Genomic DNA, 23894 nt, shown 5'->3' on the forward strand with positions numbered 1-23894 from the left:
GGCTCATGGAGCCGCAGCTACTGCACCGCGTCACCGACGGTGTCGCCACCGTCGTCATCCACCATCCGGCCAAGCGCAACGCCATGACGGCCGGCATGTGGCGGGCGCTGCCGCCCTTGCTCGACGAGTTGACCGTCGACGCCGATGTACACGCACTGGTTCTGACCGGTGAGGGCGGGACGTTCTGCGCCGGGGCCGACATCTCGACCCTGCGCGGGTCCCCGGACGAGGCGCAGCGCCTGGCCGTGGCCGCCGAGGAGGCGCTCGCCGCGTTCCCGAAGCCGACGCTCGCGGCGGTCCGCGGGTACTGCGTGGGCGGCGGCTCGCAGCTCGCGGCGGCCTGCGACCTGCGGTTCGCGGAGGAGGGGGCGTTGTTCGGGGTGACTCCGGCCAAGCTCGGGATCGTCTACGCGGCCTCGTCCACCCGGCGGTTGGTGTCGCTGGTGGGCCCTGCGACCACCAAGTACCTGCTGTTCTCGGGCGAGTTGATCGATGCGGAGCGGGCGCTGCGTACCGGCCTGGTGGACGAGCTGCTGCCCTCGGGTGAACTCGACAAGCGTGTCGCCGAGTTCACCCGGGTGCTGGTCTCGCGCTCGCAGCTGACGCAGGCCGCCGCCAAGGAGTTCGCGGACGGCCGCACGGACCGCGACGCCCACTGGGCCGCGCAGGCGCTCGGCAGTGGTGACACCGAGGAGGGGGTCACCGCCTTCCTGGAGCGCAGACAGCCGCGGTTCACCTGGACTACGTCAGGCTGAAGCGGTTGTTGGTGCGGAACTCCTCGACGAGGTACGCGGGCGCCTTGTGCGGCGATCCCGCGTCGTAGGGCGGCTGCGGGTCGTACTCCGTCAACAGCTGGACGGCCTGGGCGTGTTCGTCGCCCGCGACTTTGCCGACCAGGGTGAGCCCCATGTCGATTCCGGAGGAGACGCCGGCGGCGGTGACGTACTTGCCGTCGAACACGACCCGCTCCCCCGTCGCCTCGGCGCCGTACTCCTTGAGGAGGTCGAGGGCCAGCCAGTGGGAGGTGGCGCGGCGGCCGTCGAGGAGCCCGGCGGCGCCGAGCAGCAGCGAGCCGCTGCACACGGACGTCGTCCAGGTGCTGGTGGCGTCGACGGCGCGCAGCCAGTCCAGCAGCACCTCGTTGTCCATCTGGTCGAACTGTCCCGGGCCGCCGGGGACCACGACGATGTCGGGGTGCGCCACCTCGGCCAGAGTCCTGTCGGCCGTGAGGGCGAGGCTTCCCACGTCGTTGCGGACCGGGCCCGTGTGCTCGGCGACGAACACGGTCTCCGCGTCGGGCAGCCGTCCGAGGGTCTCGTACGGGCCCACGGCGTCCAGGGCGGTGAAGCGGTCGTAGAGGACGATCGCGATCTGCATGGCGTTCTCTCCTGGGTGAGGTTCTGTGAGGTTCAGTGAGGTTCAGTTGGTGAGTGACGGGCGGAAACGGCGTCGGTACTCGGCCGGTGCCGTGTCGAGCGCTTTGACGAAGGCGCGGCGCATCGCCTCCGGTGTGCCGTAGCCGCTCGCGCGGGAGACCTCCTCGACACCGTCGGCGGTGTCCTCCAGGAGGCGCCGGGCGTGTTCCAGGCGGACGCGGTCGACGTAGCGGCCGGGCGTCGTGCCCGTCTCGGCCCGGAAGGCGCGGGCGAAGTGCCGGGGCGAGAACCCGGCGCGGGCGGCGAGTGCCTCGACCGACAGATCGCCGGCGGGGTGCTCGGTGATCCACTGCTGGACCTCGCGCAGCGGTTCGCGCCGCGCGGTCTGCGCGGCCAGCTGTGCGCTGAACTGGGCCTGGTTGCCGGGGCGGCGCAGGAACACCACCAGATGGCGGGCGATCTCGAGCGCGACCTCACGGCTGAGGTCCTCCTCGACGAGCGCGAGCGCGAGGTCGATGCCGCAGGTGACGCCCGCCGACGTGGCCACGCGTCCGTCGCGTACGTAGATGGGGTCCGGGTCGACCTCGATCGCCGGATGGTCGCGGGCGAGTTGGTCGCAGTACGCCCAGTGGGTCGTCGCCCGCAGGCCGTCCAGAAGCCCCGCCTCGGCGAGCAGGACGGCGCCGGTGCAGACGGAGACCAGGCGCTCGCAGCGCGGCCCGTGCGCACCCAGCCACCCGGTCAGGCGGGGGTCCGGGAGCCGGGTGCCCGTACCGCCCGGCACGATCAGGGTGTGCGGCGCGGGTACGTCGGCGAGTGCGTGGTCCGGCACGAGGGTGAGGCCGCTGGAGGCGCGCACGGGGGCACCGTCCACGGACGCGGTGCGGATGCGGTAGGACCCCGGGCGCGCGATCTCGGCGCCCGCGAAGACCTCCATGGGGCCCGTGACATCGAGACTCTGCACGTCGTCGAAGAGAACGACCAGGACGGTTCGCATGCCCCGATTCTTGGGCAGCTGCCCGATGGCCGCAACGACGAGTACCCCACCTTTTCTGCCACCGTGCCCTCACCCGTTCCCTCCGTACCGACCAGTCGGTAACGTGCAGGTCATGACCTCTCCCCTGCCGGAGCGCGCCGGGCGGCGCTGCCACAACATCCTCAATCCGCTCCACTCGACGCACTACTTCTCCCCCGATCTGGGCCGGGAGCTGGCCTCGGTCGGGATCGAGGACCGCAGTGCCGCGTACTTCGCCGTGCGCGCGGCCGCGATGGGGCCGGTGGGCGCGGGGGTGGTGACGGCGACGTTCTACAACTTCCGCCACGAACTCGTGGCACGGCACGTGCCCGCGGTGTGGGCGACGGCCTCCGCCGAGACCGTCCTCGCGGCACGCGCGCGTGCCGTCGACGCGACACTGCGGCGGCTGCTCGGCGAGGACGCCGTCGCCGCCAAGGAGGTGGCCGAGGCGGCGGAGCTCGCGCTGCGGGCAGCCGAGGCCTGCGGCAGGGCCGCGCGCCCGCTGTACGCCGCCCACGCCGACCTGCCCGTTCCCGACGCGCCGCACATGGCGCTCTGGCACGCGGCCACCCTGCTGCGCGAGCACCGCGGCGACGGCCACCTCGCGGTGCTGCTGGAGGCGGAACTCGACCCGGTCGAGGCGCTGGTGAGCCACACCGCGACCGGCAAGGGCATGGCCCCGAAGTGGGCGCTGGCCACCCGCGGCTGGTCACGGGCGGACTGGGACGCGGCGGTCGGGCGGCTGCGGGGGCGCGGACTGCTGGACGCCGCGGGCGAGCTGACGCAGGCCGGCATCGCGCTGCGCAAGGGGATCGAGGCAGAGACCGACCGGCTGGACCGCGCGCCGTACGAGCACCTCGGCGCGGCGGGCGTCGAGCGGCTCACGGAGCTGGCCACCGGGCTGCTGAGCACGGCACTCGCGGCGGGGGCGTTCCCCGAGGGCGTGACCGGCAAGGCATGACCCGCACGGCACGAGGTACCCGTACTCTCCCGGCGCACCCGCCGGGAGACGAAAGGGGAAGCACGTGTTCCGCGCGATCGCAGACGTATTCCGACAGATCGGCGGGGCGCTCGCCACTGTGGTGACACTGCCGTTCCGGGCGGTGGCCCGACTGTTCGGGGGCGCCTCGCAGTCCACCCGGCGCGGCGGCCGGACCCGCAGGGCCTGACCGCCGGGGGAGGCCGGAGCCGGGCGTGTCGGCGCGCCCGGCTCCCCGTATGTCCGGCCCCGGCCGCGACCGGCCGGCGGACCTCAGCTCCTGACGGCCTCGGCGATCCGCCGGGCGGCCTCGGCGGGTGTGAGGTGTGTGGTGTCGACGACCTCGGCCTCGCCGTGCAGCCAGGTGCGGGCCGCCTCGGCGTAGGGCTCCAGGTATTTGAGACGGAACGGGGAGTCGGGGCCGAGAACGGTGTCGCCCGCGATGCGCCCGCGGAGGGTGTCCTGGTCGGCGTGGAGGACGAAGTGCCGTACCGGAATGGCATGGTGGGCCAGACCCGTGCTGATCTCACGCCAGTACTCCTCGACCAGGACGGTCATGGGCATCACCAGAGTGCCGCCGGTGTAGTCGAGTACCCGGCGGGCGGTCTCGACCACGAGCTGCCGCCACGGCGGCCAGTGCTGGAAGTTGTCCGTCCCGGGCAGCCCCGGTGTGATGTCCATGAGCGTCTCGCCGACCTTCTCGGCGTCGAACACCCGTGAATCCGGGATCAGCCGCTGCACGAGTGGACTGGTCGTCGTCTTGCCTGCGCCGTGGGTGCCGTTGAGCCATACGATCATGGGACTTGACGCTAGCGCTGCGCGGACCGCGGGAACGGGCACACCGGAAATCCGCAACGGCCGGGCCCCGCCCTGATCCCCCGTTGTCGGCGCCACCTGCCACAATTGCCGCGCAACCCCAGTGGAGAAGGCGGTACGGGATCGTGACGACACCCCTCGTAGGGTCCATCGAAGGCAGGATCGCCGAAGAACTCGGCGTACGGGAGCGGCAGGTCAAGGCGGCCGTCGACTTGCTCGACGGCGGTTCGACGGTGCCCTTCATCGCCCGCTACCGCAAGGAAGCGACGGAGATGCTCGACGATGCGCAGCTGCGCACCCTCGAAGAGCGGCTGCGCTATCTGCGGGAGCTGGAGGAGCGGCGTACGGCGATCCTCGATTCGGTACGCGAGCAGGGCAAGCTCAGCGACGAGCTGGAGGCGCGGATCCGGGGTGCCGAGACGAAGGCACGCCTGGAGGACATCTATCTGCCGTTCAAGCCGAAGCGGCGCACCAAGGCGCAGATCGCACGCGAGGCGGGTCTGGAGCCGCTGGCCGAGGGCCTGCTGGGCGACCCGTCGATCGATCCGCTCGCCGCGGCCACGGCCTTCGTCGACGCCGACAAGGGAGTGGCCGATCCGCAGGCCGCCCTCGACGGCGCGCGGGCGATCCTCACCGAGCGGTTCTCGGAGGACGCCGACCTGATCGGTGAGCTGCGTGAGCGCATGTGGGTGCGCGGCCGGCTGGCCGCCAAGGTGCGGGAGGGCAAGGAGGAGGCGGGCGCCAAGTTCGCCGACTACTTCGACTTCGCCGAGCCGTTCACGGACCTGCCCTCGCACCGCGTCCTCGCGATGCTGCGCGGCGAGAAGGAGGAGGTTCTCGACCTCGTCCTGGAGCCGGAGGAACCCTCCGAGCAGCCCGGCCCTTCCTCGTACGAGGGAATCGTCGCGCACCGCTTCGGGATCGCCGAGCGCGGCCGCCCGGGCGACAAGTGGCTCACGGACACGGTCCGCTGGGCCTGGCGGACCCGCCTCCTGGTGCACCTCGGGATCGATGTGCGGCTGCGGCTGCGGACGGGAGCCGAGGACGAGGCGGTCAACGTGTTCGCGGCGAACCTGCGCGACCTGCTGCTCGCCGCCCCGGCGGGCACGCGCGCGACGCTGGGCCTGGACCCCGGGTTCCGTACGGGCGTGAAGGTCGCCGTCGTCGACGCGACGGGCAAGGTCGTCGCCACCGACGTCATCCACCCCCACGTCCCGGCCAACAAGTGGGACGAGGCCATCGCGAAACTCGCCCGGCTCGCCAAGGAGCACGCGGTCGACCTGGTCGCCATCGGCAACGGCACGGCGTCCCGCGAGACCGACAAGCTCGCCGGTGAACTCATCACCAAGCACCCGGAGTTGAACCTCACCAAGGTCATGGTCTCCGAGGCGGGGGCGTCCGTGTACTCGGCGTCCGCGTTCGCCTCGCAGGAGCTGCCCGACATGGACGTGTCGCTGCGCGGCGCCGTGTCCATCGCCCGGCGCCTGCAGGACCCGCTGGCCGAACTGGTGAAGATCGACCCGAAGTCGATCGGCGTCGGGCAGTACCAGCACGACCTGTCCGAGGTGAAGCTGTCGCGGTCGCTGGACGCGGTGGTCGAGGACTGTGTGAACGGGGTGGGGGTGGACGTGAACACCGCGTCCGCGCCGCTGCTCTCCCGTGTCTCGGGCATCACCTCCGGCCTCGCCGAGAACATCGTGGCGCACCGCGACGCGAACGGGCCGTTCGCCTCCCGCACGGCCCTCAAGAAGGTCGCCCGGCTCGGGCCGAAGGCGTACGAGCAGTGCGCGGGCTTCCTGCGGATCCGCGGCGGGGACGACCCGCTGGACGCGTCCAGCGTGCACCCCGAGGCGTACCCCGTGGTCCGGCGCATGGTGAAGACCGCCGGGAACGAGGTCGCTTCGCTGGTCGGCAACACGGCGGTGCTGCGTTCGCTGCGGCCGGACGACTTCGTGGACGAGACGTTCGGTCTGCCGACCGTGACCGACATCCTGAAGGAGCTGGAGAAGCCCGGGCGCGACCCCCGGCCCGCCTTCAAGACCGCCACCTTCAAGGAAGGCGTGGAGAAGCTCTCCGACCTTGCCTCCGGGATGGTGCTGGAAGGCGTCGTCACCAACGTGGCCGCCTTCGGTGCCTTCGTGGACATCGGCGTCCACCAGGACGGGCTCGTCCATGTCTCCGCCATGTCCAAGACCTTCGTCAAGGATCCGCGGGACGTCGTGAAGCCGGGTGACATCGTCAAGGTGAAGGTGCTCGACGTCGACATCCCGCGCAAGCGGGTGTCGCTGACGCTGCGGCTGGACGACGAGGCGGCACCGCAGGCTCAGCAGGACGGTGGGCGGCGTCCCCAGCGCGGCGGGCGGCCGCCGCAGCAGCGCGGGCAGCAACCGGCGCGCCAAGGGCGTGGCGGTGGTGGCGGTGGTGGCGGTGCACGTCAGGCGGCGCCGCCTGCCAACAGTGCGATGGCGGATGCTCTGCGCCGGGCCGGGCTGACCGACCCGAAGCGGGGCCGGGGCTGACGTTCCGGTCCTCGCCCCGGGTGCCCAGGTGACCGGGCGCCCAGGGCGAGGCCGGCCTCGAAAAAGCCCCTGGCTGTCTGGTGTCTAGGGCGTGCGGCGCTGGTGGTGCCACGCGTCGTACAGCAGCCAGAAGTACGGGGAATCCTCGCCTGTTCCGGCGTAGTCACGGAGCACTTCGTCGCCGCGGGGGTCGTCGCGCAGCACGAGGCGGGTCGCCGCCGTGACGCGTACGGCTTCGTCCTCGTCGTCGAGGCGGGCGGCAAGGGCGTCCGAGGGAGCCGGAAGGTTGGCGGGGGCTTCGGCGAGGGTGAGGCAGGCGGCCCGGCGTACGTCGGCGACGGCGTCCCGGGTGCGGGCCAGCACGACGGTCAGGGAGCCGGAGTCCCCCGCGGCGACCTGCTCGGCCAGGCCGTGGACGGCACGTTCGCGGACCCTGCCGTCGTCGTGGGCGGCCAGCGCCCGGAGTGGGTCGACGCGTCGGGGATCCGTGGTGTCGGCCAGTCCCGCGGTGAGCACCCGCAGCACGCGCGGGTCGGTCTCCTCGGCTGCCAGGTCGACGAACAGGTCGACGAGCGGGCCCTCGAAGCGCGAGTCCTCGCTCTCGTCGAACAGGTTGGTCACCCGGAGCACCTCCGCGCCGAAACACCGCTCCCGCGGATCGGGGCGGGCGCACAGGGCTGCCGCTGCCTGCCACACCAGGGGATCGTGGCGCTCCTGGAGGACGCCGGTCGTGGTCCACCACACGACATGGTCTACATCGGGTTCGGCCAGGGCGCGGGCGAGCAGGTCCCCGAAGGACGGCCTGACGCCGTACTTGGGCTCCAGGAACGTGAGGATGGCGGCATGTCCGGTGCGGACCGTGAGCTCTCCGAGGGTGATCTCCTCGCGGGTGCAGCCGTCCTCGTCACGGATCGCCGTACGGCGGACCGGTCCCGTCAGTCCCGTTCTGCGGCGGAGTTCGAGCGCCGCACCCGTCTCGTGCCAGTACCGGGCCAGTGCCAGGGCGTCACGGCCCTCGGCGTCCTTGGCCCACAGGTGCGCGCCCTTGGCGATCAGGACGACCGTGGTGTCGTAGTCACCGCGGTCGACGGCGCGCAGCAGCAGTGCCCGGCCGTCGGGGGCGGCCCGGTCGAGCCGGGCGCACCAGGCCAGCTCCTCGACGACCGCGGTGTCGAAGGTGTCGACGGCCAGGCAGAGCGCGGGCGTGCCGTGCTCGTCGACGGCGTCGGGATCGGCGCCCGCCTCCAGCGCGGCCTTCACCCCCACCGCGTTCCCGCCGCGTACCGCTGCCACGAGTCGCGCATCCGGCGTCACCCGGCCTCCCCCTCCCCTGCTTCGGCCGCCCGCTCTACACCGTCTCCGTCACCTTGCCGTCCGCGACTTCCAGGCGGCGTGTCGTGTGGACGGCGTCGAGCATCCGGCGGTCGTGCGTGACCAGCAGCAGCGTGCCTTCGTAGGAGTCGAGGGCCGACTCCAGCTGCTCGATGGCCGGGAGGTCGAGGTGGTTGGTCGGCTCGTCGAGGACGAGGAGGTTCACGCCTCGGCCCTGGAGCAGCGCCAGGGCGGCGCGGGTGCGCTCGCCCGGGGAGAGCGTCACCGCGGAGCGCAGGACGTGGTCCGCCTTGAGGCCGAACTTGGCCAGCAGGGTGCGGACCTCGGCGGGCTCGGTCTCGGGCACCGCCGCGCAGAACGCGTCCAGCAGCGATTCGGAGCCGTGGAAGAGCTTGCGGGCCTGGTCGACCTCGCCGACCACGACGCCGGAGCCGAGCGTCGCGTGCCCTGCGTCCAGCGGGATGCGGCCGAGCAGCGCGCCCAGCAGTGTCGACTTGCCCGCACCGTTGGCGCCGGTGACGGCGACCCGGTCCGCCCAGTCGATCTGCAGCGTCGCCGGGCCGAAGGCGAAGTCGCCGCGGCGCACCTCGGCGTCGCGCAGGGTCGCGACGACCGAGCCGGAGCGCGGCGCCGCCGCGATCTCCATGCGCAGCTCCCACTCCTTGCGGGGTTCCTCCACGACATCGAGGCGCTCGATCATGCGCTGGGTCTGCCGGGCCTTCGCGGCCTGCTTCTCGCTGGCCTCGCTGCGGAACTTGCGCCCGATCTTGTCGTTGTCGTTGTTCGCCTTGCGCCGGGCGTTCTTGACGCCCTTGTCCATCCAGGAGCGCTGCATCTGGGCGCGGCCTTCGAGGGCGGAGCGCTTGTCGGCGTACTCCTCGAAGTCCTCGCGGGCGTGCCGGCGCGCCACGTCCCGCTCCTCCAGGTAGGCCTCGTACCCGCCGCCGTACAGGGTGATCTCCTGCTGTGCCAGGTCGAGTTCGAGGACCTTGGTGACCGTGCGGGTGAGGAACTCGCGGTCGTGGCTGACGACGACGGTGCCCGCCCGCAGGCCGCTCACGAAGCGTTCGAGGCGTTCCAGGCCGTCCAGGTCCAGGTCGTTGGTCGGCTCGTCGAGCAGGAAGACGTCGTAGCGGGACAGCAGCAGGGAGGCCAGGCCCGCGCGGGCTGCCTGGCCGCCGGACAGGGCGGTCATCGGCTGGTCCAGGTCCACCGCGAGGCCGAGGGAGTCGGCGACCTCCTCCGCCCGCTCGTCGAGGTCGGCGCCGCCGAGGTCGAGCCACCGCTCCAGGCTGGTCGCGTACGCGTCATCGGCGCCCGGGGCCCCGTCGACGAGCCCCTGTGTGGCCTCGTCCATCACGCGCTGGGCCTCGGCCACGCCGGTACGGCGGGCCAGGAAGTCGCGGACCGTCTCGCCCTCCCGCCGCTCCGGCTCCTGTGGCAGATGCCCCACCGTCGCGCTGGGCGGGGACAGCCGCAGCTCCCCCTCCTCGGGCGTGAGGAGCCCGGCGAGCAGGCGCAGCAGGGTGGACTTGCCCGCGCCGTTGGCACCGACGAGCCCGATCACGTCACCGGGCGCGACGACGAGGTCGAGCCCGGAGAAGAGCGAGCGGTCGCCGTGTCCGGCGGCGAGGTTCTTGGCGACGAGAGTGGCAGTCATCAGGAGGCCGATCCTAACGGCCCCGCCTTCCGGGTCGCGCCCGGGTTTTCAGTGCGCCATCGCCTCCACCAGCACACTCCCCGATGTGCGGGCGACCAGGAAGGACTCCCCCTTCACGACTCCGGCGTCGAGCGCGACGCGGTGCCGGCCCGCGTCCAGGACTCCGTCGAAGACCTCGTGCGCGTGGGTGCGGCGCAAGCGGTCCAGGCGGTAGGCGGTCACCCGGACCCGGCAGGTCGAGGTCACCTCTATGCCGGCCTCGCCGTCGGCGGCGACCAGGCGGGTCAGGCGGCGCTGCTCCGTCGCACTGCGGTCCAGGGCGTGCTCGATCTGAGCGACCAGGAGCGGAATGATCGGGGCGAGACCCTCGACGTAGGCGACGTCGACGCCTGCGCGCGCGAAGGAGTCGCGTACGGCGGCACGTTCCTGCTCCGCCACGGCGCGGCCGAAGGCGACGGCGCCGTACGCGCGCAGTTCGTCGGCGGGCACGCCGGACGCGTCGTGGGTGATGTCGGCGCCGATACCGATGGTGCGCAGGGCGGCGGCGAGCTTGGCGAGGACGGCGACGCGCGCGCCGATCAGCAGGACGCGGCGGCGTGCCCCGGAGTCGCCGTCGAGCAGGGAGGAGAGCGCGCTGCGGTATTCGGCACCGCGGAAGCGGAACGGCCCTATGCCGTGATAGCCGTTGAGCTCCAGGTCGGCGTGCTCATCGGTCTGCCAGGCGAAGTCGCGCCATACGTAGTCGTCGCCGGCCTTTTCGATGGCGGCGGTGACGGCCCCGCATTCGAGGCTCTGGCATTCGGGGCAGCCGTAGATGACGTACCGGCCGCCGTCGAGCGGTGCCTCGGCCTCCAGGAGGAGGCTGCGCACCTGTGCGGTGAAGATGGCGGGCGGCACGTCGGAGGCGAGCGGGGACACCGCGTCGAGGTCGGAGAGCTGGAACAGCAGCGGGCGGCCGTCGACGATGAAGTCCACGAAATCCCGGTGCACTTGGTAGTCACCGTTGGCGAGGACTCCACCGGCACGCATCGCCGGTGCCAGGCCGAAGGTCGCGTACTCGGCAGACATGCTGTGAGTATTCCCGCACGGGGAGTGATATGAGCACGGCATGACATATTCCGCTAACGTCCCGGCGTGGAGAGAGCGCGAAGCGGTGATGTGATCGTGGTCGGCGGCGGCGTCATAGGCCTCACGACGGCCGTCGTCCTGGCCGAGGCCGGCAGGCGCGTACGGGTGTGGGCGCGCGACCCCGTCGGGCGGACCACCTCGGCGGTTGCGGGCGGACTGTGGTGGCCGTACCGCATCGAACCGGAGGCGCTGGTCGGCGCCTGGTCGCTGCGCTCGTTCGCCGTGTACGAGGAGTTGGCGGCGCGGCCCGACGAGACGGGCGTACGCATGGTCGAGGGCGTACAGGGCGAGACACGGCTGGACGACCTGGGCCCGTGGGCCGCGCATGTGCCGGGGCTGCGGGCCGCGACCGCGGACGAGTACGCCGGGACCGGGCTGTGGGCGCGGCTGCCGTTGATCGACATGCCGGTGTACCTGAGGTGGCTGCAGGAGCGGCTGGTCGCGGCGGGCGGCACGGTCGAGGAGCGGGTCGTGCACGATCTCGGCGAGGCGGGCGCCGAGGCGCCGGTGGTGGTCAACTGCACGGGGCTCGGCGCCCGGGATCTCGTGCCGGACCGGGCGGTGCGTCCGGTGCGCGGGCAACTGGTCGTGGTCGAGAACCCGGGCATCCGCACCTGGCTGACGTCCGTGGACCACACCGCGGCGAAGAGCACGTACTTCATGCCGCAGCCGGGCGGGCTGATCCTGGGCGGCACGGCCGACGAGGACGACTGGTCTCTGACGCCCGACCCGAGGGTGGCCGAGGAGATCGTCAGGCGGTGCGCGGCGGTGCGGCCGGAGATCGCCGGGGCGCGTGTGCTCGACCACCGGGTGGGTCTGCGTCCGGTGCGCACGGCGGTGCGCCTGGAGCGTGAAGTGCTGCCCGGCGGGCGGGTGTTGGTGCACAACTACGGGCACGGCGGTGCGGGTGTGACGGTGGCGTGGGGCTGCGCGCGGGAGGCGGCCGAGCTGGTGGGCCCGGCCGCCTCCTGAGCTCAGCAGTCGGTGTCGGGCTCCCCCGCCACGAGGTGGTAGGGCGCGCGTCCGTCGAGGAGCAGCGGGACGAGGGCGCGCGACGACTGCCTCAGCAGTACGAGGACGCCGTCGCCGTCGCGTCTCATGTGCACGCCGTGCAGGGCGAGTTCGTCCCGCACGTCCGCGTACTGGTCCGCCGTGAGCCGGTAGCCGCAGGGCGGGTCCTGGAGCACCTCGGAGGGTTCGGCGGGGTCGTTGTCGGCGCCGCCGAGGTGGACCGGGCCGCTGTCCCGGTACCCCGCGAGCCGGGCCGCCCCGGTCGCCGCCGCGAGCTTTCGGCCCCGTTGCTTCGTGAAGTCGAACAGGCCGCCGAGTGCGGCGAGTTGGGAGTGGACGCGGCGCCGGTGGTTCGTGGCGGGGTCCGCCTTCTCGGCGTCCGTGAGCGGATCGACGCGGCTCTCGATGAGCAGCCCGGCAGCATGCTTGATGCCCGACATGTTGCGCAGGATGCGCTCCTGGCCGTCCCCTGCGGTCTGCTTGATCGGGTCGCCGGTGACGGGGTCGGTCCAGATGCCGTACGTGCCCGTCGAGTACCCGGCGTCCTGGGCGGCGGGACGCACGTACTCCTGCGACAGGGTCCGCGCCTCGTCGTGCACGGCCTCGTCGGTGTTGAGGTTGCGCGGCCAGAGGTCGAAGAGGTCCTTGTCGTAGTAGGGAGGTGTGGCGCCGTACTCGTGCAGGTCGTAGACGACGTCAGGCGTCCGGTCGCGCAGGACTCCGGCCATGGCGCGGGCCTCGGCCGTCCTCAGTGCGAGGTGGTCGCGGTTGATGTCGACACCGTCGCTGTTCTCGCGGGTGTCGGCGGCCCGGCCGTCGGGGTTGGCGGTGGGTACGACGAGGAGGGTGGTGTCCGCGAGAATACGCCGGGTCCGCGCGTCCTTCGCGAAGGCCAGGTCGCGGATGGTGGTGAGACAGGCCTCGCGGCCGGAGGGTTCGTCGCCGTGCTGGCTGCACACGAGGAGGACGGTGGTGGCCGTGCGGTGTCCGCCCTGGATGCGGGCCAGACGGAGCGGACGGCCCTGTTGCGTGGTGCCGACGCGCGACACGGCGACCCGTTCGCTCGCCTTGTCGACGGCCGCCAGGAAGTCCTGCTCCTCTGACTGGCTGGTCCAGCGCGCGCCGTCGCTCTGCTCGAATCCGGTGCGCGGCGGGGTCTGCGTCGCGTAGGCGGGCGCGGTCAGCAGGGGCGCGGCCAAGGCCGTGGCGGAGACCGCCACGGCCAGGGCGCGAACGCGTCGGGACATCACAGACCCGGGACGCGGTGGACGGTGCGCGGTGCGCCGACACCGTCGAGGACGGTGGCGCTCGGCGCGACGGAGGCCGCACCGGTCGCGTGCTCGAAGGCCTTGGCGCCGCCGACCAGCGGGACGCGGGCCGAGGTGCGGGAGAGGTCGAGCGTGAGGGTGGGCGTGGTCGACGGCGGATCGATGAGGTCCTTGTCGGTGCCCGCGACGATCAGCGCCAGGCGGTGGCCCTTGGGGACGACGTGGTCGGTGGCGGCCAGGTCGAGCGTGATCGTGTACGGCTTGCCCGGGGTGAGCGGGACGCCCTTCAGGTCGGAGCCGTAGTTGCCGAGGTCGGCCCAGCCGCGGCTGAAGACGGTGTAGTCGACGGCCGCGGTCTTCGCCTGCGTCACCTTGAAGCAGGAGCTGTCGCCCGTGGTGCTCGAGCCCCAGCAGGTGCGGTCGGTGAGCGTGCTGATCCCCTCGCCGGCAGCGTTGTAGTCGCGGATGGTGTCCGGGCCGAGGTCGACGAGGACCGCGGAGAGGTGGGCGGTCGCGGTGGTGGGCGTCGCGGTGACGGTCACCTTGGAGGAGCCCGACAGGCGCACGTCGTGGGTGAGCGGTCCGGTGGTGAACCCGGCCTTGTCCGGGGTGGACCGGCCGATGTTCGCGGCCCAGTCGGTCTCGCTCAGCTGCGGGTTGTCCGTGAAGGTCTCCGTTCCGGAGCCGGTCCTCAGGCCGAGGGTGCCGACGCCCGCCTGAGTGCCCCGGCCGGGGCGGAGCTTCACGGTGTCGGTGCTGCGGGGCGGCCAGACGGCGGACGTGACCCACTGGTCGGGGTGGCGCTCGATGTCGGCCATGGGCTGCTTGTCGATGCCGTTGTCGTAGCCGAGAAGTTCATGGTCGAACCAGCGGTGCAGGGTGTCGACCCAGGCCCCGCGTCGGAAGTCGAAGGGGTCGACGTGGCCGGTCTGCGACAGCCAGATCTTGCGGTCGACGCCCTTCTTGCCGAGGGCGTTCCACCACTGGCCGAGGTGCTTGGTGCGGACGTTGAGGTCCTGCATGCCGTGGACGAGGAAGACGCTGGCGGTGACCTTGCTCGCGTCCTTCACATAGTCCCGCTCGGTCCACAGCGACGTCCAGTCGCCGGTGCGCGGCGCCTGGTCGACGAGTTTCTGCTGTACGGCGGCGCACTTGGCGCGGGCGTCTGGGCTGTCGACGTAGTCGGAGAGGGCGTCGGGGCCCGAGTCGTAGAGCGGGGCGCCCTTGGCGAAGTAGTAGTCGTACCAGGAGGAGATGGCGCTGATCGGGACGATGGTCCTGAGGCCCTTGACCCCGGTGGCGGCGACGCCGTTGGCGATCGTGCCGTCCCAGCTCTTGCCGATCATTCCGGTCTTGCCGTTGGTCCAGCTCGCCTTGGCGGTCGCGGTGCCGGTGCGCGTGGTGTACGCCTTGGCGCGGCCGTTGAGCCAGTCGACGACGGCCTTCGCGGACTGGATGTCGGAGCGGCCGCCGACGTCCACGCAGCCGTCGGAGCGGTTGGTGCCGGCCAGGTCGACGCCGACGAAGGCGTAGCCGCGGGGCACGAAGTAGTTGTCGTAGAACAACGGCATCTGGACGACGTTGCCGTCGGCGTCGTACGTCTTCAGCTGGCCCTCGTTGCCACGGCCGCAGCAGGAGTAGTAGGGACTCGCGTCCATGATCACGGGGATCTTGCGGTGCTGCTGGGCGGGTTCGCGGGGCCTGACGATGTCGACGGCGACACGGTCGGCCTTCCCGTCCTTGTCGCCGTCGAGTCCGGTGTCCACCCAGACGGCCTCGCGGATCGCGTTCGCGTACGAGTAGACGGGTGTGCTCTCCCGGGGGGCGCCGTGTGCGGCGGCCGGGGTGAGGAAGGCGGCCATCAGGGCGGCTGTGGCCGCCGTCGCGAGCGATCTCCAGGTCGTGAAGCGCATGCGGCGCGCAGGTATCGACATGCGCGGACGGTACTCCGGTCAACTCCTGGACAACAGGGGGCAGATGAAGACACGCCCGGGGCGCAGTCGCTCATGTCGGCCGAATGGCGATCGTGTGACAGGAGCGGCCATGGACACGACCGGGGCCACAGGGACTGAATAGGCTGCGAACAGACTTCGTGCCCCTACGACTTGGAGATTCCGTGCACCGCAGACTCATCGCCCCGGGCGCACTCGCGGCCTCCCTGCTGCTGGCGATCCCGGCATCGGCCGCAAGTTACTCCCCCGGGGCGCCGGGCATCGGCGACCCCTACTACCCGGCCTACGGCAACGGCGGATACGACGTCTCGCACTACGACCTGCGACTGAAGTACCAGCCGCAGACGGACGAACTGGAGGGCACGGCCACCCTGTCGGCCAGGACCACCCAGGATCTGTCCCGCTTCGATCTGGACTTCCTGCTCGATGTCAGTGAGGTGCGGGTCAACGGCGCGAAGGCGACGTTCGCCGCCTCGGGCCAGCACGAGCTGGAGATCACTCCGGCGAAGCCGCTGCCCAAGGACACCGCGATCACCGTCGTCGTCCGCTACAGCGGGGTGCCGTCCACGAAGAGCGCGTACGGCTTCAACACCTGGCACCGCACCCCCGACGGGGCGATCGCGGCGGACGAGCCCGAGGCGGCTTGGTGGTGGTACCCGAGCAACGACCACCCGAGCGACAAGGCCACCTACGACGTCTCGGTGGCCGTGCCGGACGGCACCCAGGCGATCTCCAACGGCCTGCTGCAGTCGACGAGTTCGAAGCTCGGCTGGACCCGCTACAACTGGCGGTCCAACAAGCCCCAGGCCACGTACCTCACCACGCTCGCCGTCGGCAAATTCGACATCACGACGGGGACGTCGGACAGCGGCATCCCGGTCGTCAACGCCTACAGCAAGGATCTCGGCGACAACGAGGGGGCGGCGCGGGCGAGCGTCGAGCGCACCGGCGAGCTCGTCGACTGGCTGAGCGGGTACTTCGGCCCGTACCCCTTCAACTCGGTGGGCGGGTACGTCCCGAACACGACCACCGGGTACGCGCTGGAGACCCAGACCCGGGTGTACTACAGCCCGAAGCAGTTCGCGAACGGCTCCAACACCTCAGTGGTCGTGCACGAGTTGGCCCACCAGTGGTACGGCGACGACGTGTCGCTCAAGGGCTGGAAGGACATCTGGATCAACGAGGGCTTCGCGCGCTACGCCCAGTGGCTGTGGTCCGAGCACGAGGACGAGGGCACGGCGCAGGAGCTCGCGGACTACGTGTACGCCTCCCACCCGGCCGACGACGCGTTCTGGACCGTGAAGCCCGGTGACCCGGGGCCGGACAACCAGTTCGACATCGCCGTGTACGACCGGGGCGCGCTCGCCGTCCAGGCGCTGCGGGGCGAGGTCGGGGACGACACGTTCTTCGCCATCCTGAAGGGGTGGCCGAAGGAGCACGCGTACGGCAACGCATCGGTCGGCGACTTCCAGGCGTACGCCGAGAAGGTGTCCGGGAAGTCGCTCGGCGCGCTCTTCGGCACCTGGCTCTTCCAGCCGTCGAAGCCGGCCGCGCCCGCGGCCCAAGGCGCTTCCATCGCGCGCTCGAAGTCGGTGCCCGCGCAGCCCAGGTCGTGGAAGAAGATCGCGGCCACGAACTCCGCGCACGCCGGTTGATCACTTGAGCGGCGGCTGATCAGAACCGCGACCGAACCCCCGGTCCTCGACCGGGGGTTCTGCACGCTCGCCGCCGATCCGGCGTCAGTTGGCGTGCTCCGCGGATGCGGCGACCGGCTCGCCCACGATGCGGCTCGCCAGTGCCGAGGCCAGTTCCGGGACGGACCTGTGGAGTGCGGCCTCGGCTGCCGTGCGTTCGGACTCGACGGCGGCCCGGCCCCGGACCAGGATCTCCGCGCGGTCGCGCTGCCCGCGTGCGCGAGCTTCGGCTATCAGGGCGTTGCCCTGTTCCAGGGCCTGCTGACGGGTGCGGGCGGCGTCGTGGCGCGCCTCGGCCAGTACAGCCTCGGCATGCGCCCGGAAGGCATCGCCCTCGCCGCGGCACTTCTCGACATCGGCCCAGCTGAGGGCCTCGTGACGCTCAGCAAGAACCTGGTTGATCCGGGGCAGCACCCGGGAGACCAACAGGTAGCAGAGGGCGAACAGTGCCAGTGCGAGGAACACGTCCTGAACTTGGGGGTTGAGTGGTCCTATCGGGTAAGGGATGAGATCCATACCGGCGATCTACCCGCTCATACGTGCATACCAACGCGCATCCGAGCCAGAGTTGGCCGAAAGTCACCCCTCCCGGTCGTACACCGTCACCGATATGCCCCGCCGTACGAGCCTCTCCTCGACAAGCGGCTCGATGCGGGACCATTTGCCGCCCGCCAGGCCGCAGCCGATGCGGGGCATGTGGACGGAGGCGCCGAGTTCGGTCGCGCGGTCGGCGAGCTCGGTCAGCGCCGCGTCGATCGCTTCGTAGCGCACGGGGACGCCCTTGCTGCCCGTCCGTATGCCGCGCTGCCCGACCATGTTGGCCACCCACACATACCGCTCGGCGCGCACCAGTTGGACCGCGCCCAGGCCGAAGTCGTTCGCCGCGCGGCCGCGGTGCCAGGCGCGGTACGCCGCCTCCGGTTCCGGCCAGCGGCGCGACAGGGCCAGCACGAAGCCCTTCCCCCAGCCCCCGATGTCGTTGCAGACATGGGCGATCACCTTGACGCCCTTCCCCAACGGCACGGTGGCGTCACCCCGGACATACGTGATCTCCGACATGACACCACCGTAGGCGCTGCCACTGACAGTGGCCTTGGGCTTGTTTCGCCGCGCGGGCCGCTACTTCGTGAGGTCCGCCAGTTCCCGGTCCTCGTCGCGCGCGACGCGGCGGCGGACGGCGAACCAGCCGCCGACCAGCAGGGCCGCGATGACCGGGATGAGAAGGAGGGTCTTGCGGCCGACGTCAGGGTCGTTGCCCATCAGGCCGAGCACGGCGATCAGGAAGGCGATCGTGACGAGCTCGGTGACCGGGCTGCCCGGCAGGCGGAAGGACGGGCGGGTCACCAGGCCCGCCCTGGCGCGGCCGGCGATACAGCTCACGAGGAAGGGGTGCAAAGGCCGTCATCTGCAGAGGTCGTCAATCGGTGTAGAGCTCGTCGAGCACGCGCGCGTAGCGGTCGCGGATCGCTCGGCGGCGGAGCTTGAGCGAGGGGGTGAGTTCGCCGGTCTGCGGGCTCCATTCCCCGTCGAGGACCCGGTAGCGCTTGATCTGCTCGGGGCGGCTCAGGCGCGCGTTGGCCTGCTCGACGGCCTGGGCGATGCCCTCCCGCAGGGCGGCCGGGTCGGTCGGTGCCGTGGTGTCCGGGACGAGCAGGGCCACCAGGTAGGAGCGGCCGTCGCCGTGCACATAGGCCTGGTCGACGAGCGGATGCTCCTTGAGGGTGTTCTCGACGAGCGCGGGCGAGACGTTCTTGCCCGTCGAGGTCACGATCATTTCCTTCTTGCGGTCGGTGAGCCACAGGAAGCCGTCCTCGTCGATCCGGCCGATGTCGCCGGTGGCGAACCAGCCGTCGGCGTCGCGGGCGTCCTCGACCGAACCGTCCGGGCGCAGATAGCCGTCGAAGACGGTCGCGCCGCGCACGAGGATCTCGCCGTCGGCGGCGATGCGCAGTTCCAGGCCGTCGATCGGCCTGCCGACCGAGCCGAGCCGGAAGGCCCCGGGGCTGTTGGTGGTGGCGACCCCGATCGTCTCGGTCAGCCCCCAGGCGTCCATGATCGCGAGACCGAAGCCGGCCCAGAACGCCGCCACGTCCTGCGGCATCGGGGCCGACGCGCTCGCCGTCCACACCAGGCGGTCGAACCCGGCGAGGGCGAGGACCGGGTCGAGCACCCGCTCCTTGGCGGTGCGGTACGCGGCCTCCAGCTCGGTGGAGGGATCCTCGCCGCGCTCGCGGCAGGCCACGTGCGCGCGGGCCGTGTCCATCGCGGCCTCGACCGCCCGGCGCCGCTCCTCCGGGAGTGCGGCGAGAGCGGCCCGTACGGCGGCGGCGAGCTTCTCCCACACCCGCGGGACCCCGAAGAACTGCGCGGGACGCAGCTCGCGCGCGAGTGCGCCGACGGCCGTGGGGTCGGGGCACAGGTACACGTGCGAGGCGCGGAACACCGGCAGGTAGATCCCGAGCATGCGTTCGGCGATGTGCGCGAAGGGCAGGTAGCAGAGGTGCTCGACATGGTCGGGGAGTTCGACGAGACGGTCGAGGGCGAGCGCGTCGAGGACGACATTGCGGTGGGTGATCCGTACGCCCTTGGGGTCGCCGGTCGTGCCCGAGGTGTAGACGACCGTGAGCGGGTCCGTGGGGCGGCTCTCGCACCAGGCCTTGTCGTCCGGGACCGCCGCACCCTTCAGGGAGTCGTACGTCCGATGGGGTCCGGCCTGCGCCGGCTCGGCGACGACCAGCTGCTCCAGGGGCACGTCCTCCTGTGCCAACAGGGGTTCCCACAGCGCCCGTTCACGCGTGCCCTCGACGATCGCGAGGCGGGCGCGGCTGTGCCGGGCGATGTGCGCGATCTGCTCGGGGGCGGCGGTGCCGTAGACGGAGACCGGGACGGCACCCAGGTGAGTGAGCGCGAGGTCGCTGAGCCAGTGCTCGGGGCGGTTGCCCATCATCATGAGGACGTGGTCGCCGCGCCCTGCGCCGAGGTCCGCGTATCCGGCGGCGAGGGCGACGGCCTCGCGGCGCACCTCGCTCCAGGTGAGGGTGGACCAGTTCTCGCCGGTGCGCCAGGAGAGCGCGGGGAGGTCTCCGTGGTCCTCGGCGTTGCGCAGCAGCAGGGCGGGGAGGGTGAGTTCGGCGGGGTCCGAGGGAAGTCGCAGGATCGTGGTCATGACCGCCTCCCGGCGCCGTCGGCTGGACGTTCCTACGGGCGTACCTGGTCCTACCTCGGACGGACGCTTTCACAACACTGGTGAGACAGCAATACTGTTGCACCTGATCGCCGCACCACCGGGAGAGGCAGGGCCTGCCATGACGACGGACACCGAGGAGCCGACGCTCACGGTCGACGAGCTGGCCGCGCGTGCGGGCGTCACGGTCCGTACCGTCCGCTTCTACAGCACCAAGGGCCTGCTGCCGCCGCCGGTGATCGGTCCCCGGCGCGTGGGTCACTACGGGCAGGACCACCTGGCGCGGCTCGCGCTCATCGAGGAACTGCAGCACCAGGGCATGACGCTGGCCGCGATCGAGCGCTATCTGCAGCAGCTGCCGCCCGATCTCAGCGCCCACGACCTGGCCATCCACCGCGCCGTCGTGGCCTCCTGGGCCCCCGACGCGGCGGAGGAGGTCCCGCGCGACGAGCTGGAGCGGCGGGCGGGTCGCCCCCTGGGCGCGGAGGATCTGGACCGGCTCGCCGCGATGAACGTGATCACGCCTACCGGCGACACGTTCCGCGTGGACCCCGGGCTGCTGCGGCTCGGCGTCCAGCTCCTCGACGTACCGATCGCGCCGGAGACGATCCTCGCGGCGCGGAACGTCCTGCTGGAGCATTCCCGCGCCGCGGCCCACGAACTGTCCGGGCTCTTTCGCGAGGAGGTCGCCGAGCGTGACTCGGTCGCGGCGGTCAGGTCGCTGTCCGCCCATATGCAGCCGCTGGTGGTACAGGCACTGCTGACCGCGTTCCAGCGCTCGTTGAAGGAAGAGCTGCGGGAGTGGCTCAAGGAGTCCTGAGCCACTCCCCCTTAGGGGACCCGGCTCTCAGGCGACCTCGACTCCGGCCGCGGACGCGGTGGGCGTCTCGTCGGCCGCGACCTGGCGCAGCCGCTCGGCGTACATCCGGGTGAGACCGGTCAGGGTGGTGGAGGCCCCCGCGCGCGCCGAGTTGGCGTCGGAGCGGTAGTCCAGGATGCCGATGTACGACCCCTGGAGGATCACCGTCTCCTGAGTGTGCGCCCGTGCCGCCGCCTTGTACTGGAAGGTGACACTTCCGGCGTCGTACGTCGGCGCCTTGAGCACCTGAAGCGCGCTGGTGCGGTTGCGGACGTTGCTGTCCCAGGCCCGGAAGGCCTTCGAGGCGGCGCGCGCGTTGCGGTAGACGATGACCTCGAAGCGGGCGCCCTCACCGTGGTCGGTGCTGCTGTATCCGACGTCGCCGTGCGCCACCGCGTTCCTGCACTTCGCGGACGGTTCCTTGCAGTTGGTCGGCGCCTTGGCCCGGCTGGAGGCGCCCTCCGTGACCGTGCGCAGGGCGGCGGGCATGGTGTCCGCGGCCGGCAGCACGTCCTGGGCGTCCTGGGCGCCGCTCAGCGAACCGCCGCCCGTGGAACCGGTGCCCCTCGAACCGGTACCTGTCGAACCGCCGACGGTGCGACTGTGGGACGTGGACGAACTCCCCCGGTGTTTCTTCTTGTTCTTCTTGCTCTGGCAACCCGTGAGCGCGAGCGACAGGACGAGAACGCCGACTCCGGCCCCTCGCAGCGCTCGTTTGGTGGTGCACCGCACGTACGGCCCCTCCGTTGGCGTGATCATGATCTTCGGCAGCGTAGGGCGTGTGCGTGCGCAGGGGCGGTGTCGCCCTGCGCACACACAACGAATCCTCACAAGAACGCCGAGGCACCTGCCACTTCGGAAGTCGTGAGCCGCCCGCGGTCACGTCATCACGGCCTACTGGTCACGTGCGGCTTCGCCGGACTCGGGCTCCGACTTGGGAAGGATGAGGACGTCGCCGGCGATGCCCCAGCCGCCGTCGGCCACCTCCTCGACGAGGACCATGGTGTTGGGGCGGACGTGGTCGCCGTAGATATCGGCGTACAGGTCGGTGGTCCGGTGCACGATCTGCTCCTTCTGCTTCGGCGTCAACGAGCCCGCGGGGACCTTGAAGTTGGCGAAAGGCATGTCCGTCTCCTGAATGTTGGTGATGAGGAAGGGGGGTGGGGAAATCACGGCCGGTACGGCCGTGAGCGGCACGGTGACAGGAGGCTGCCACCGGTCGGAGAACTGCCGTCGGTCAGAACCGGCTGCCGGTCAGAACCTGCTGCCCGTCAGACACCGCTGCCGCTGGTCAAGAGGTCTTCCAGGCCGACTCGCCGGAAGAATTCGCCCCGGATGCGGTCGGCGACCACGGAGACGACCTCGCTGCCGTCCCGGCTGGGATCCACGTGCACGCGGAACGGGCGCTGCCCGCGAGGCAGTTCGACCACGCGCCGGATCTCGCGGGCCACGTCGGCGACATCGGCATCCGCCGGAACGAGGTCGGCGAGCCGGGAGTTCACGTCGTCCATCAGGGACTTGTAGCGGGCGTCGTAGTCCGCGGCCCTGCGGGTGTCGGCAGGTGCTCCGGCGTGGGCGAAGTGCTGGGTGCCGGAGGTGAACGCGCCGGGCACGACGATCGAGGTGTCGATCCCGAACCGGATGAGCTCGGCGGCGTAACTCACGGCGAGGGCGTCCATGGCGGCCTTGGCCGCGAAGTACGGGGCGAGGAAGGGCGGGCAGCCGCCGCGGGTGCTGGACGAGCCGACCCAGACCAGCAGCCCCTCGCCCCGCTCGCGCAGATGCGGCAGCGCGGCACGGTTGACGCGCTGGGTCCCCAGGACGTTGGTGTCGTAGACCCCGGCGAGTTGTTCGGGGGTGAACGCCTCGGCCGGGCCGAGCACCATGTGCCCGGCGTTGTGGACGACGACGTCCAGGTGTCCCTGCTCCGTGATGATCCGGCCGATCGCCGCGTCCGCGGACTCCTGCGACAGGACGTCCAGTTCGACCGGGTGGGCCCGGACCTGGTGCGCCGCGGCGAAGGAGGTCAGTTCGGCGGCGGCTGAGGCGTTCCGGGTCCCCACGGCGCGCATCCCGGCGTACACGGTGTGTCCTGCGCGGGCCAGTTCCCGCACGGTCAGCGCCCCGAACCCGCTGGAGGCACCGGTCACGACGACGACCTTGCTCTGTTCGGTCATGATGTGTTCCTTCCTCCGGCCCGCGGGCCCGGTTTCCCGACGCCCGCGCGGCGGGTGTCAGATGATGCCGCCGTTGGCGCGCAGGACCTGGCCGTTGACCCAGTGGCCCGACGGTCCGGCGAGGAATCCGACGACGGAGGCGATGTCCTCCGGGGTGCCGAGGCGCTCCAGCGGGGGCTGGGCGGCCAGCCGCGCGATGGTCTCCTCGTCCTTGCCGTCCAGGAACAGTCCGGTCGCCGTGGGGCCGGGGGCGACGGCGTTGACCGAGACGTCCCGGCCGCGCATCTCGCGTGCGAGGACCAGGGTGAGGGCTTCGACGGCTCCCTTGCTCGCCGTGTACGCGCCGTAGCCGGGGAAGGCCAGTCCGACCACGGACGTGGAGAAGGTGACGACGGCGCCGCCGCTGCGGATCCGGCGGGCGGCCTGCTGGGCCACCACGAACGTGCCGCGGATGTTGGTGCGGTACAGGGAGTCCAGGACGTCCAGGTCCAGTTCCGCGACGGGCGCGAGGCTCATGCGTCCGGCGGCGTGCACGACGACGTCGACGCCTCCGAAAGTGCGCTCGGCGGTGTCGAACAGGGCTGTCACCTGCTGCTCGTCCGCCACGTCGGCCTGGACGGCCGTCGCCTGCCCGCCGGCCTGCCGGACTTCCGCGACCGCCTCGTCGGCCGCGTCCTTGCGCCCGGCGTAGCCGACGACCACGGCGAAGCCGTCGCCGGCCAGCTGCTGGACGACCGCGCGTCCGATGCCGCGCGAGCCGCCCGTGACGATCGCGACCCGGGGGGTTGGGGTTGGGGTTTCGGATGTCATGACCGGTCTCCAGAATCATCGCTTACCGCTTGATGTAAGCAACGATAACACAGGATCGAACTACCGCTATCTCCAAATACGTAACATCGATACGGGACGCCGTAGACTGCCCTC

At 71.5% G+C, this 23894-nt stretch carries 22 protein-coding genes and 1 pseudogene; 7 read left to right on the forward strand and 16 right to left on the reverse strand.

Annotation, left to right across the window (positions count from 1 at the left end):
* The first annotated feature begins 5 nt into the window (after positions 1 to 5).
* Positions 6 to 755 (forward strand): enoyl-CoA hydratase/isomerase family protein, encoded by a 750-nt coding sequence (locus ACN6LB_RS20290; RefSeq protein ID WP_445027151.1) that lies wholly within the window; start codon positions 6 to 8, stop codon positions 753 to 755.
* Here ACN6LB_RS20290 and ACN6LB_RS20295 read toward each other — a convergent pair.
* Both ACN6LB_RS20295 and ACN6LB_RS20300 read right to left on the reverse strand, forming a co-directional pair.
* Positions 742 to 1377 (reverse strand): DJ-1/PfpI family protein, encoded by a 636-nt coding sequence (locus ACN6LB_RS20295; protein WP_445027152.1) that lies wholly within the window; start codon positions 1375 to 1377, stop codon positions 742 to 744. The genes ACN6LB_RS20290 and ACN6LB_RS20295 overlap by 14 nt on opposite strands.
* A gap of 42 nt (positions 1378 to 1419) precedes the next feature.
* Positions 1420 to 2373, reverse strand: a complete 954-nt coding sequence (locus ACN6LB_RS20300; protein WP_445027153.1) for a GlxA family transcriptional regulator — start codon at positions 2371 to 2373, stop codon at positions 1420 to 1422.
* Positions 2374 to 2485: 112 nt separating this feature from the next.
* Here ACN6LB_RS20300 and ACN6LB_RS20305 point away from each other — a divergent pair, with 112 nt between their 5' ends.
* Together ACN6LB_RS20305 and ACN6LB_RS20310 are read left to right on the forward strand one after the other, a co-directional pair.
* A complete protein-coding gene (locus ACN6LB_RS20305) occupies positions 2486 to 3352 on the forward strand; it encodes an SCO6745 family protein (protein WP_445027154.1) in 867 nt (288 codons plus the stop codon).
* A gap of 64 nt (positions 3353 to 3416) precedes the next feature.
* The gene (locus tag ACN6LB_RS20310) at positions 3417 to 3560 is read left to right on the forward strand and encodes an LPFR motif small protein (protein WP_356134336.1); all 144 of its coding nucleotides are present in this window, start codon (positions 3417 to 3419) and stop codon (positions 3558 to 3560) included.
* A gap of 83 nt (positions 3561 to 3643) precedes the next feature.
* Here the strand turns inward: ACN6LB_RS20310 and ACN6LB_RS20315 are convergent, their stop codons facing one another.
* Positions 3644 to 4168: an ATP-binding protein gene (locus ACN6LB_RS20315; RefSeq protein WP_445027155.1), complete on the reverse strand. Its 525-nt coding sequence runs from the start codon at positions 4166 to 4168 to the stop codon at positions 3644 to 3646.
* A 143-nt stretch (positions 4169 to 4311) separates the two neighbouring features.
* On the opposite strand from ACN6LB_RS20315, the gene ACN6LB_RS20320 reads away from it, so the two are divergent.
* Positions 4312 to 6705 (forward strand): Tex family protein, encoded by a 2394-nt coding sequence (locus ACN6LB_RS20320; protein WP_445027156.1) that lies wholly within the window; start codon positions 4312 to 4314, stop codon positions 6703 to 6705.
* An 84-nt stretch (positions 6706 to 6789) separates the two neighbouring features.
* Here the strand turns inward: ACN6LB_RS20320 and ACN6LB_RS20325 are convergent, their stop codons facing one another.
* From ACN6LB_RS20325 to ACN6LB_RS20335, 3 genes are read right to left on the reverse strand one after another with little or no spacing between them, the layout of a single operon-like run.
* Entirely contained in the window at positions 6790 to 8019 is a 1230-nt protein-coding gene (locus tag ACN6LB_RS20325; protein WP_445027157.1) for a HEAT repeat domain-containing protein, read from the reverse strand.
* Between the two features lie 34 nt (positions 8020 to 8053).
* Entirely contained in the window at positions 8054 to 9697 is a 1644-nt protein-coding gene (locus tag ACN6LB_RS20330) for an ABC-F family ATP-binding cassette domain-containing protein (protein ID WP_356142904.1), read from the reverse strand.
* A 48-nt stretch (positions 9698 to 9745) separates the two neighbouring features.
* On the reverse strand, positions 9746 to 10765 hold the full coding sequence (locus tag ACN6LB_RS20335) for an oxidoreductase (RefSeq protein ID WP_445027158.1): 1020 nt from the start codon (positions 10763 to 10765) through the stop codon (positions 9746 to 9748).
* Positions 10766 to 10831: 66 nt separating this feature from the next.
* On the opposite strand from ACN6LB_RS20335, the gene ACN6LB_RS20340 reads away from it, so the two are divergent.
* Positions 10832 to 11797 (forward strand): FAD-dependent oxidoreductase, encoded by a 966-nt coding sequence (locus ACN6LB_RS20340; RefSeq protein WP_445027159.1) that lies wholly within the window; start codon positions 10832 to 10834, stop codon positions 11795 to 11797.
* A 2-nt stretch (positions 11798 to 11799) separates the two neighbouring features.
* On the opposite strand, the gene ACN6LB_RS20345 is transcribed toward ACN6LB_RS20340, so the two are convergent.
* Positions 11800 to 13083, reverse strand: coding sequence for a M14 family metallopeptidase (locus ACN6LB_RS20345; protein ID WP_445027160.1), 1284 nt, complete (start codon positions 13081 to 13083; stop codon positions 11800 to 11802).
* Entirely contained in the window at positions 13083 to 15038 is a 1956-nt protein-coding gene (locus ACN6LB_RS20350; protein WP_445027161.1) for a Xaa-Pro dipeptidyl-peptidase, read from the reverse strand. The genes ACN6LB_RS20345 and ACN6LB_RS20350 overlap by 1 nt, the downstream gene beginning before the upstream one ends.
* 182 nt (positions 15039 to 15220) lie before the next feature.
* On the opposite strand from ACN6LB_RS20350, the gene ACN6LB_RS20355 reads away from it, so the two are divergent.
* Positions 15221 to 16711, forward strand: coding sequence for a M1 family metallopeptidase (locus ACN6LB_RS20355; RefSeq protein ID WP_445027162.1), 1491 nt, complete (start codon positions 15221 to 15223; stop codon positions 16709 to 16711).
* Positions 16712 to 16795: 84 nt separating this feature from the next.
* Here the strand turns inward: ACN6LB_RS20355 and ACN6LB_RS20360 are convergent, their stop codons facing one another.
* From ACN6LB_RS20360 to ACN6LB_RS20375, 4 genes and pseudogenes are all read right to left on the reverse strand, one after another.
* Positions 16796 to 17215, reverse strand: coding sequence for a F0F1 ATP synthase subunit B family protein (locus tag ACN6LB_RS20360; protein WP_445027163.1), 420 nt, complete (start codon positions 17213 to 17215; stop codon positions 16796 to 16798).
* A gap of 114 nt (positions 17216 to 17329) precedes the next feature.
* On the reverse strand, positions 17330 to 17809 hold the full coding sequence (locus ACN6LB_RS20365) for a macro domain-containing protein (protein WP_445027164.1): 480 nt from the start codon (positions 17807 to 17809) through the stop codon (positions 17330 to 17332).
* A 60-nt stretch (positions 17810 to 17869) separates the two neighbouring features.
* Positions 17870 to 18112 (reverse strand): annotated as a pseudogene (locus tag ACN6LB_RS20370) (amino acid permease); the annotation flags it as partial.
* 55 nt (positions 18113 to 18167) lie between these two features.
* The gene (locus tag ACN6LB_RS20375; RefSeq protein ID WP_445027165.1) at positions 18168 to 19916 is read right to left on the reverse strand and encodes an AMP-dependent synthetase/ligase; all 1749 of its coding nucleotides are present in this window, start codon (positions 19914 to 19916) and stop codon (positions 18168 to 18170) included.
* A 139-nt stretch (positions 19917 to 20055) separates the two neighbouring features.
* On the opposite strand from ACN6LB_RS20375, the gene ACN6LB_RS20380 reads away from it, so the two are divergent.
* Positions 20056 to 20754: a MerR family transcriptional regulator gene (locus ACN6LB_RS20380; RefSeq protein ID WP_445027166.1), complete on the forward strand. Its 699-nt coding sequence runs from the start codon at positions 20056 to 20058 to the stop codon at positions 20752 to 20754.
* A gap of 27 nt (positions 20755 to 20781) precedes the next feature.
* On the opposite strand, the gene ACN6LB_RS20385 is transcribed toward ACN6LB_RS20380, so the two are convergent.
* The 4 genes from ACN6LB_RS20385 to ACN6LB_RS20400 all read right to left on the reverse strand — a co-directional run bounded on the left by ACN6LB_RS20385 (position 20782) and on the right by ACN6LB_RS20400 (position 23780).
* Positions 20782 to 21552 carry a hypothetical protein gene (locus ACN6LB_RS20385; RefSeq protein WP_445027167.1) on the reverse strand — a complete coding sequence of 257 codons (771 nt, stop codon included), beginning with the start codon at positions 21550 to 21552 and terminating at the stop codon, positions 20782 to 20784.
* 135 nt (positions 21553 to 21687) lie between these two features.
* Positions 21688 to 21918 (reverse strand): tautomerase family protein, encoded by a 231-nt coding sequence (locus ACN6LB_RS20390; RefSeq protein ID WP_445027168.1) that lies wholly within the window; start codon positions 21916 to 21918, stop codon positions 21688 to 21690.
* Between the two features lie 146 nt (positions 21919 to 22064).
* The gene (locus tag ACN6LB_RS20395) at positions 22065 to 22970 is read right to left on the reverse strand and encodes an SDR family oxidoreductase (protein ID WP_445027169.1); all 906 of its coding nucleotides are present in this window, start codon (positions 22968 to 22970) and stop codon (positions 22065 to 22067) included.
* Between the two features lie 57 nt (positions 22971 to 23027).
* Complete coding sequence (locus ACN6LB_RS20400) at positions 23028 to 23780, reverse strand: SDR family oxidoreductase (protein ID WP_445027170.1); 753 nt, start codon at positions 23778 to 23780, stop codon at positions 23028 to 23030.
* Positions 23781 to 23894: the final 114 nt, after the last annotated feature.

The organism is Streptomyces sp. SAS_270 (genome assembly GCF_052543295.1).

Excerpts from the sequence above, each read along its gene's own strand:
- ACN6LB_RS20300 (WP_445027153.1), bottom strand. The coding sequence starts at position 2,373 with ATGCGAACCGTCCTGGTCGTTCTCTTCGACGACGTGCAGAGTCTCGAT.
- ACN6LB_RS20385 (WP_445027167.1), bottom strand. The coding sequence starts at position 21,552 with ATGATCACGCCAACGGAGGGGCCGTACGTGCGGTGCACCACCAAACGA.
- ACN6LB_RS20305 (WP_445027154.1), top strand. The coding sequence starts at position 2,486 with ATGACCTCTCCCCTGCCGGAGCGCGCCGGGCGGCGCTGCCACAACATC.
- ACN6LB_RS20365 (WP_445027164.1), bottom strand. The coding sequence starts at position 17,809 with ATGTCGGAGATCACGTATGTCCGGGGTGACGCCACCGTGCCGTTGGGG.
- ACN6LB_RS20315 (WP_445027155.1), bottom strand. The coding sequence starts at position 4,168 with ATGATCGTATGGCTCAACGGCACCCACGGCGCAGGCAAGACGACGACC.
- ACN6LB_RS20330 (WP_356142904.1), bottom strand. The coding sequence starts at position 9,697 with ATGACTGCCACTCTCGTCGCCAAGAACCTCGCCGCCGGACACGGCGAC.
- ACN6LB_RS20335 (WP_445027158.1), bottom strand. The coding sequence starts at position 10,765 with ATGTCTGCCGAGTACGCGACCTTCGGCCTGGCACCGGCGATGCGTGCC.
- ACN6LB_RS20350 (WP_445027161.1), bottom strand. The coding sequence starts at position 15,038 with ATGTCGATACCTGCGCGCCGCATGCGCTTCACGACCTGGAGATCGCTC.
- ACN6LB_RS20390 (WP_445027168.1), bottom strand. The coding sequence starts at position 21,918 with ATGCCTTTCGCCAACTTCAAGGTCCCCGCGGGCTCGTTGACGCCGAAG.
- ACN6LB_RS20400 (WP_445027170.1), bottom strand. The coding sequence starts at position 23,780 with ATGACATCCGAAACCCCAACCCCAACCCCCCGGGTCGCGATCGTCACG.
- ACN6LB_RS20295 (WP_445027152.1), bottom strand. The coding sequence starts at position 1,377 with ATGCAGATCGCGATCGTCCTCTACGACCGCTTCACCGCCCTGGACGCC.
- ACN6LB_RS20395 (WP_445027169.1), bottom strand. The coding sequence starts at position 22,970 with ATGACCGAACAGAGCAAGGTCGTCGTCGTGACCGGTGCCTCCAGCGGG.
- ACN6LB_RS20290 (WP_445027151.1), top strand. The coding sequence starts at position 6 with ATGGAGCCGCAGCTACTGCACCGCGTCACCGACGGTGTCGCCACCGTC.
- ACN6LB_RS20380 (WP_445027166.1), top strand. The coding sequence starts at position 20,056 with ATGACGACGGACACCGAGGAGCCGACGCTCACGGTCGACGAGCTGGCC.
- ACN6LB_RS20375 (WP_445027165.1), bottom strand. The coding sequence starts at position 19,916 with ATGACCACGATCCTGCGACTTCCCTCGGACCCCGCCGAACTCACCCTC.
- ACN6LB_RS20345 (WP_445027160.1), bottom strand. The coding sequence starts at position 13,083 with ATGTCCCGACGCGTTCGCGCCCTGGCCGTGGCGGTCTCCGCCACGGCC.